At 32.4% G+C, this 7256-nt stretch carries 8 protein-coding genes; 7 read left to right on the plus strand and 1 reads right to left on the minus strand.

Features of this window, described 5'->3' with window-relative positions; translation table 11 throughout:
- Positions 1-283 precede the first annotated feature (283 nt).
- Entirely contained in the window at positions 284-547 is a 264-nt protein-coding gene (locus MWH28_RS13090; RefSeq protein WP_428323582.1) for a helix-turn-helix domain-containing protein, read from the minus strand.
- Positions 548-892: 345 nt separating this feature from the next.
- On the opposite strand from MWH28_RS13090, the gene MWH28_RS12710 reads away from it, so the two are divergent.
- The 7 genes from MWH28_RS12710 (at position 893) to MWH28_RS12740 (ending at position 7105) form a co-directional block, all read left to right on the plus strand.
- Entirely contained in the window at positions 893-2251 is a 1359-nt protein-coding gene (locus MWH28_RS12710) for an MATE family efflux transporter (protein ID WP_248619767.1), read from the plus strand.
- Positions 2252-2422: 171 nt separating this feature from the next.
- Positions 2423-3067 carry a TapB family protein gene (locus MWH28_RS12715; protein ID WP_248619768.1) on the plus strand — a complete coding sequence of 215 codons (645 nt, stop codon included), beginning with the start codon at positions 2423-2425 and terminating at the stop codon, positions 3065-3067.
- 210 nt (positions 3068-3277) lie between these two features.
- The gene (locus MWH28_RS12720) at positions 3278-3469 is read left to right on the plus strand and encodes a hypothetical protein (protein WP_248619769.1); all 192 of its coding nucleotides are present in this window, start codon (positions 3278-3280) and stop codon (positions 3467-3469) included.
- 333 nt (positions 3470-3802) lie between these two features.
- Positions 3803-4048 carry a chaperone NapD gene (locus MWH28_RS12725; protein WP_248619770.1) on the plus strand — a complete coding sequence of 82 codons (246 nt, stop codon included), beginning with the start codon at positions 3803-3805 and terminating at the stop codon, positions 4046-4048.
- 23 nt (positions 4049-4071) lie between these two features.
- Entirely contained in the window at positions 4072-6342 is a 2271-nt protein-coding gene (locus tag MWH28_RS12730) for a molybdopterin-dependent oxidoreductase (RefSeq protein WP_248619771.1), read from the plus strand.
- A gap of 24 nt (positions 6343-6366) precedes the next feature.
- A complete protein-coding gene (gene tatA / locus MWH28_RS12735; RefSeq protein ID WP_248619772.1) occupies positions 6367-6528 on the plus strand; it encodes a twin-arginine translocase TatA/TatE family subunit in 162 nt (53 codons plus the stop codon).
- Between the two features lie 73 nt (positions 6529-6601).
- Positions 6602-7105, plus strand: a complete 504-nt coding sequence (locus MWH28_RS12740; protein ID WP_248619773.1) for a 4Fe-4S dicluster domain-containing protein — start codon at positions 6602-6604, stop codon at positions 7103-7105.
- Positions 7106-7256: the final 151 nt, after the last annotated feature.

A 7256-nucleotide genomic window follows, 5' to 3' on the forward strand; every position in this document is an offset into this window, starting at 1 on the left:
AGCCCATTCAAAAGTAGCTTAAAGTGGGACTATGAAATTATTTTTAGAAAATACTTGATTTATCAGAAACAATGCATTTCTACAGATAAGAGAAATATATCAGACGTTGAGATAGTTTAGATTGTTATAAAAACTGACCAGCCATTTAGATCAAACTGGTCAGTTTTTATTATATAATGTAGGGAAATTTACTCCAGTTGGTCAGAAAAAAATATTATATAGTGCTCTTAGAGTTTTTTTGTGAGGAGAGCTTGTCTCTTCTGTTTCAATTTTTTGGATAGTACTAGTATAAACACCTACTTCCATTGATTAATCTATATTTTCTTATTTTCTGACCAAAACTACCTTCAGGAAGCTCGTGAAAACTAGCTAGCCAAGCATGGTCTACATCCAGAGAATTTGCTAACTCTTTGAATGTATTTAATTTTGGACGTCTTTTATTCTGCTCATAAGTTATTAAGCTACTTATATCACTGTTAATTTCCTTAGCTAATTTTGTTTTAGTCCACTCTTTCATTAATCTGTTTTTTTTAATTCTTTGACCAATATTATTCTCAGGTAATTCTTGTGGGAGTGGTTTGAGGGTATTATCTTTAACTGTCTAAAACAAAATATTTAATTATTAGCAGACTCTTATCTTGATAGATGGGGGTCTGTTCTCTTTTGGTTAACTGAACTTAGTGTTAGGTAGATTATTGTAAGTGGCAACTAATTTCATATTAATTTACATATAGATAATTATTTAATATAATTTAAGTTAAGAAGGTAATTTTTGGTGAGAAAAATATTAATACTAAGGTTAGATGAGTAGTTACACTTAGATGAAAATAGCAATATTTAAAAAGTGCTCTCAGTTTTAGATAACAGTAATGAATAAATTGAGGAGGATTATATGGAAATAAAATCTATTGAGAAATTAACTAATAAAAAGATATTATTTACATTATTAACTCTTAGTTATCCAATAATCATTGGGGATGCTATGCATTTAATGTATAATTTAGCTGATACTTTTTGGGTAGGAAGATTAGGAGCAGAGTATTTAGCAGCAATTTCTTTATCTTTTCCATTAATATTTTTTATATTTTCTTTTGCAGGAGGTTTTTCTGTAGCAGGAATGACTTTGATTTCTCAATATATTGGAGCAGAAAATCAAAAGATGGCTAATTTAGCAGCAGGGCAGGTTTTAGTTGTATCATTTATAATTTCCGTCTTTTTTTCTGGAATAGGTTTAATCTTAGGAGAAGAATTATTACAAATGATGGGGGCTGAAGTAGAAGTACTAAAACCAGCTTGGGAATACTTTAGAATAATAATGTGGGGTATTCCTTTGGTTTTTATTTATTTTGTGTTTTCTTCAGTTCTGCAAGGGATTGGTGATACAAAAACACCAATGAAGCTCAAATTAATAACTGTCTTGATAAATATAATTTTAGATCCTTTTTTAATTTTAGGGTGGTTTATATTTCCCAAATTAGGCATTGCAGGTGCTGCTATAGCAACAATATTTTCTCGTTTTATTGGAGCAATTATAGGGATGCACTTACTCTTTACTGGAAAAAAAGGGATTAAACTTAAATTGTATCATCTTAAACCTAATAAAGAAATGATTAAGAAAATATTTAAGGTTGGTTTTCCAGCAGCGATTGGAATGTCAGCTCTATCCTTAGCAATGACAGTTATGACTTCAATTGTAACTGCTTTTGGGACATATACTCTTGCTGCTTGGGGAATAGCTAATAGAATTACTTCTATAATTAGAATGCCTGCTCAAGGTATGGGGCGAGCTACAGGAGTATTAATAGGACAATTTTTAGGTGCTGATAAGTCTGAAGAAGTTGGAAACATTGCTTGGTTAGGTGCGGGGGTTACATTTGGATTTCAAATTTTAGTAGCCATAGTTATATTATTTATTGCTCCTTATTTGATAATGTTATTTACAGAAAGTCAAAGGGTAATAGAAATAGGTTCTTATTATTTAAGAATTGCTGGTTTTGCTTTTGCTTTCTTAGGAGTACAGCAAGTCTTATCAGAGTCTTTGAAGGGAGCAGGAAATACAGTTGAACAGATGCTATTTCGGATATTAACTCTTTGGGTATTCCAAATTCCTCTTTCGCTTTTTATGGCTTATACTTTAGAACTTGGTCAAAAAGGAGTTTGGTGGGCTATATTGTTAGCTAAGTTTTTAGGAGTTTTAGCAGTTATACTTTGGTTTATGAAAGGTACTTGGAAGACAAAAATAATTGATTAAAAAGAATAAATAAAAACTGATCAGCTTTTATTATATTAAGGTGATATATTTTTAGCAGCTATTATTACATAACTTTTTTCTAATATGGTAAGATAATATATGTACTGTAATAATTTTATTTAGGAGGGGAGATTAATTAATAAAAAAATATTGAGTTTGCTATTAATCATTTTGACAATACCATTAATAATAGGTGGATGTGCTCCTGGAGAAGGAGAGCAAGAACCTCCTCCTCAAGAGGAGCAAGAGGAAGAAGTAGGAGAAGGTCTAGAGGAATTTAATTTAAAAGCTTATTTACCTTTACAAGAAGGAATGACATATGATTTTACTGGTGAAGGGCCAATACATCCTTCTTTAGAAAGGGAAATTATGTTCACTGAAGAGCCTTATGTTCAAATCTTAGATAAAGGTACAGGTACAAATATCGTCTTAGTTTATGAAGTTCAAGAAGATCAGATAGGAAAGATTATTGAAGAAGCTGAGTTTTATGAGGAAGATAACCTAATTGAAGAATTAGATGAAGAACCTGAAGTTCAAGAGGTAATTTTGCAAGAACCGCTCGAAGAAGGGGCCACTTGGGAAACAAATGATCAACAACGAGAAATTGTTGCTATTAATGAAACTATAACAGTTCCTGCGGGAACTTTTTATGATGTAATTCAAATAAGGATTATTTCTCTTAATGAAGAAGATAATAATGAAACCTATCATTATTATGCTAAAAATGTGGGTTTGATTAAACAAGAGACTATTGGAGAAGATTTTGAAAGAATACTTGAATTAGAGTCATATGGGAATAGAGAAGTTGATGAATAAAAATCATTTCACTTCCAAGCAATCAAAAAGACCCCCTAGACCTTAATCTAAGGGGTCTTTTCTTAAAAGCAAGTCCTAATGTTGACTTACCTCTTTAAAGTAGACTCACTCAATAAGAAAATTTAGGAAATTTAATAAGAGTTGCTATTGACATAGTAAGATTATCATGGTACTCTTTAAATAAAAAGATGCTTTAAAGAGGGAGTAATTATGAAAAAATTGAAATTAATAATAGGGGTTATTTTATATAGTATAATCAAAATTTTGACAGTGCCTCTTGTCTTATCTTATTTTAGAATTAAAGTACATAAGCCATTGATTAGGTTTTATCCAGCAATGACAGTAGTAGGTACTTTAGTTATGATATTAGTTGTTTACTTTAAAGGAAATATAGGAAATTAAAATATGTAATCTTAGAAGACACCTGTAAGGGTGTTTTTTTGTTTATCTAGCTTTGTTAATAATTTCACTTTCAATATAATATTATCACATTTTACATTAACTTTTTATTAATTTTTGAAAAAAAGGTTTTCTTTTGTTAGTTTAATTGCTATAATCAGGTTGAGCTTTCTTTTTGGATTTTAATTTGGTATGGATAATGATAAATTTGAATGTGACCTATATCACATTTTAAAGCTCTAAAACATGATATAATTCGAACGAATCGTGAATTTCATCACACCAAGCTGTTTTATTAATTGATATTTATAGTTGTACTTAAAAAGGGGGGGGAAGATGCTAATTGCAGGGATCTTAGTTGAATATGAAAATGAATATGAGCAAGAAGTCTTAGATGCAATTAGAGCATTAGATGATATGACTGTTTATGAAACTGAAGAAGGTGGAAAGATAGCAGTAGTTATTGAAGCAGAGTCTAGAAAAGTTATAGAAGAAAAGACTTCAAGGTTAGGTGAACTAGATAAAGTAATTATAGCCCTTCCGGTTTATGTGAATTATGAAGAAGAGCTAGAAAAAATTTAATTTTAAGATTAGGAGGAAAGCTAATGAACTTAACAAGAAGAAATTTTTTAAAGGTAGCAGCAGCAGGTGCAGTGATGACAGCAGCAGGATGCAGTCCTAAGGATGAGGAAGTAGCAGAAGTGAATGAAGATGGTGAGCAAGAGGTTGAACAATGGACTAAAGCAGTCTGTCGTTTTTGTGGAGTAGGGTGTGGCTGTGAAGTAGGGGTTATAGATAATAAAATAGTAGCGGTTAAAGGTATTGAGGATAATCCAGTTAATAATGGTATGTTATGTATGAAGGGGCTTGCGTTGCCAGAAGTTATGAATGATCGAGAGGAAAGGTTAATGAAGCCTCAGATCAGAAAGAATGGCGAGTTAGTTGAAACTGATTGGGATACTGCTTTGGATTTAGTAGCGGATAAGTTTAAAGAATCCATTGCGAAGCATGGTAAAGATTCTGTTGCTTTTTATGGTTCAGCTCAAAATTATATTCAAGAAGGCTATATAGCGAGTAAATTAATGAAAGCTGGAATTGGAACCAATAACATTGAATGTAATGCAAGGTTATGTATGGCTAGTGCAGTAACTGGATTTTATGGTACCTTTGGGATGGATGAACCAATGGGAGTCTATGGAGATATTGATTATGCTGATCAATTCTTCTTGATCGGTTCTAATATGGCTGAAAACCACCCTGTTTTATTTGTAAGGTTAACTCAGCGTAAATCTAGCGAATCAGATGTTAGGGTGATTGTAGCTGATCCTAGAAAGACTAGAACTCATACTATGTCTGATATCGATTTATTTTTAAAATGTGGTTCAGATGTTGCTCTATTAAATTCAATGGCTTATGTCATTATTGATGAGGATTTAGTTGATCATGAGTTTGTTGATAATTATACTAAGTTTAAAAAAGGCAAAGGACTTGAAGGTGAGATTAGTTTTGAAGAATTTAAAAAATCGTTGAATGATTATGCTCCTAAAAAGGCTGCTGAGATTACTGGTTTAACAGCAGAAGAGATTAGAGAGGCAGCTCGGATGTTTGCTGATCCTGATAAGAAGACTACAACTTTTTGGTGTATGGGAGTTAATCAGCAGGTGCAAGGAACTAAGACCAATAATTTAATTTACAACTTACATTTATTAACTGGGAAGATAGGAGAGCCAGGTTCTACTCCATTCTCTTTAACTGGACAACCAAGTGCTTGTGGTACAGCTAGAGAAGTAGGTTATTTTACTCATCGCTTACCGAATGGTAGAAATGTAAGTAATTTTGAGGATAGAAAAGAGGCAGCTGAGATTTGGGGAGTTGATGTTGATAAGATACCTGCTGAACCAACTTATCATACTGTAGCAATGTTTGATGCTATGGCAGAAGGTGAGATTAAGGTATTGTGGAATATGGTGACTAATCCTGCCCAATCTATGCCTAACTTAAATAGGGTTAATGAAGGATTAGAAAAAGCGTTTGTAATAGTTTCAGATGTATTTCCAACTGAAACCATTGAATATGCTGATGTAGTTTTGCCTTCCTCATTATGGGTTGAAGAAGAAGGTATGTTCGGTAATGGAGAGCGGCGAACACAATTTCTTGAAAAAGCTATCGATAGTCCTGAAAGTGTTAGATCAGACTTATGGCAGTTATTAGAAATTGCAAAAAGATTAGGTTATGGAGATTTATTCTCTTATGGAGACCATCCAGAAAAAGAGATTTTTAATGAGTATAGAGAATTTACCTTAGGTACGGGATATGATTTAGGAAGATATGAGGACTATGTAGCAGCTAAAGGTAGAGGTTTGTTATGGCCAGTTATTGATGGTCAAGAAACTGTTAGACGTTTTATTGCTGAGGATGATCCTTATGTTGATGAAGGGATTGAGTTTTATGGGAATGAACATGGAAAAGCTAATATTGTTGCTGAAGGTTATACTGGACCTGCGGAATTACCAGATGAGGAATACCCGTACTTCTTAACTACTGGTCGAGTAATTGAACATTGGCATACAGGCTCTATGACAATGAGAGCTGAAGAGTTAAGAGAAGAGATGCCTGAAGCTTATGTAGAGCTTCATCCAGAAGATGCTGATAAATTAAATGTTACAGATGATGATTTAGTTAAGTTGACCTCTCGTCGAGGAGAGATTGAGTTAAAAGTTCGAGTTGGTGGTCGAGGTGAACCACAACCAGGTTTATTGTTTGTACCATTCTTTGATAGAGAAAAATTGATTAACCTATTAGTGATAGATGAGTATGATCCTGTCTCTAAAGAGCCAGAATTTAAAATTGGTGCAGTTAAGATTGAGAAGTTGTAATTGAAGATAAAAGGAGGAATCTAATTGTTTGGATTAGGGCCTACTGAGTTGATTTTAATTTTAGTAATAGCGTTAGTTATCTTTGGCCCGAGCAAGTTACCAGAGATAGGAAAAGCAGTTGGTGATGGAATTAAAGAATTTAAAAAAGCGACTGATATTGATTTTGATGATAATAAAGAAGTTTAACTTTGATTATAAAAATTCCTACGCCTAAATTAGGCGTAGGAATTTTAAATGATAGAAAAAAAGGGGGAGAATAATGGGCCAATATTATTTTATTTTTAATCAAGCACTATGTATAAAATGTAATAGTTGTGTAATTGGTTGCAAAAGTAAAAATAAAAGTATAGATGTTAAGTTAAGAAAATTACTTCCTGAACCTTTATCTATCTCTTGTAATCATTGTAAGAATCCAACTTGTAAAGAAGTTTGTCCTGTTGGAGCGATAAATAAGAATCAAGATAATGGGATTGTTACAATAGATCCAGAAAGTTGTATTGGATGTAAGCGTTGTAGTCAAATCTGTTTATATCAAGCACCTTCTTTTTCTAAGGTTAAAGAGAAAGCTTATAAATGTGATCTGTGCCAAAATAAATTAAAAGTTGGGAAGTCACCGCTTTGTGTAGAAAGATGTATGACGGGGGCATTAAAGATTAAGAAAGAATATGAATTAACAGAAGGAGAAATAGGCATACTAAGATCAAAACAGCTACCTTATGTTAAGATAACTAATCCTGCTTATATTTTAAAGTCTGCTAAATGAGCGCTATCTAAACTTAATTAAAAAAACCCCTTGACATTCTAGAATGTAAATGATAATCTGTTAATTGTCGCTCACAAGAAATATAGAAATTTAATCATTTCTTGACAAGTTTGAGCTAATATGTTAAATTGTTAGCAGTGCTGGTCAAGGA

The organism is Natroniella sulfidigena, assembly GCF_023223645.1.
Taxonomy (GTDB): domain Bacteria; phylum Bacillota; class Halanaerobiia; order Halobacteroidales; family Halobacteroidaceae; genus Natroniella; species Natroniella sulfidigena.